The 1044-nt window shown below is 72.1% G+C and carries 1 protein-coding gene; it reads left to right on the top strand.

All coding sequences use genetic code 11. From position 1 onward, the window contains the following. The coding region (gene proW, locus AC27IQ_RS25570) for a glycine betaine/L-proline ABC transporter permease ProW (protein ID WP_487091306.1) at positions 1-1044 on the top strand (1044 nt) is incomplete at both ends.

The raw sequence follows: 1044 nt of genomic DNA, 5'->3' as shown, positions 1-1044 counted from the left end.
CCCCCCGAGGCGGGCGGCCGATCCCTGGGCCGCGTCCACCGCACCCAGCGACGCCGGCAACACCGATTGGCTGAACGCCCCCGCCAGCGCCACGCCCGGCGACGCCGCCACGGGCTTCGACCCCACGGCCGGCGGCTTTCACCTGCACCAGCTGTGGGACGGCAGCCTGCCCGTGGAGTCGTGGATCAACCACGGCCTGTCGTGGGTGGTGGCGCATTTCCGGCCGTTCTTCCAGACCGTGCGCGCGCCCATCGACGGCACGCTGGCCTGGGTGGAAGGCCTGCTCACCAGCGTGCCCACGCTGGCCATGATCGCGCTGATCGGCGTGCTCGCCTGGCAGTTCGCGGGGCGCGCGCTGGCCGTGGTCACGGTGGTCTCGCTGCTGCTCGTGGCCATGCTGGGCATCTGGCCCGAGGCCATGGTGACGCTGTCGCTGGTGCTGACCTCGCTGGCCTTCTGCCTGGTGATCGGGCTGCCGCTGGGCATCCTGCTGGCCAGCAGCGACCGGGCCCAGCGCGTGATGCGACCGGTGCTCGATGCCATGCAGACCACGCCGGCCTTCGTGTACCTGGTGCCGGTGGTGATGCTGTTCGGCATCGGCAACGTGCCGGGCGTGGTGGTGACCATCGTGTTCGCGCTGCCGCCGCTGGTGCGCCTGACCAATCTGGGCATCCGCCAGGTGCGGCCCGACCTGATCGAGGCCGCCCGGGCCTACGGGGCCTCGCCGCTGCAGTTGCTGGCCAAGGTGCAGCTGCCGCTGGCCATGCCGTCCATCATGGCGGGCATCAACCAGTCGCTGATGCTGTCGCTGTCGATGGTGGTGATCGCCTCGATGATCGCCGTGGGCGGCCTGGGCCAGATGGTGCTGCGCGGCATCGGCCGGCTGGACATGGGCCTGGCGACCGTGGGTGGCCTGGGCATCGTGCTGCTGGCCATCACGCTGGACCGCATCACCCAGTCCATGGGCCAGCCGCGCCGCGGCGTGCGCCACTGGTGGCAGACCGGTCCCGCCGGCCTGGTGTGGCGCCTCGCCGCGCGGCGCGA

The organism is Acidovorax sp. KPB24-07 (genome assembly GCF_057543315.1).
This window is presented reverse-complemented; position numbering and strand designations above follow the sequence as displayed.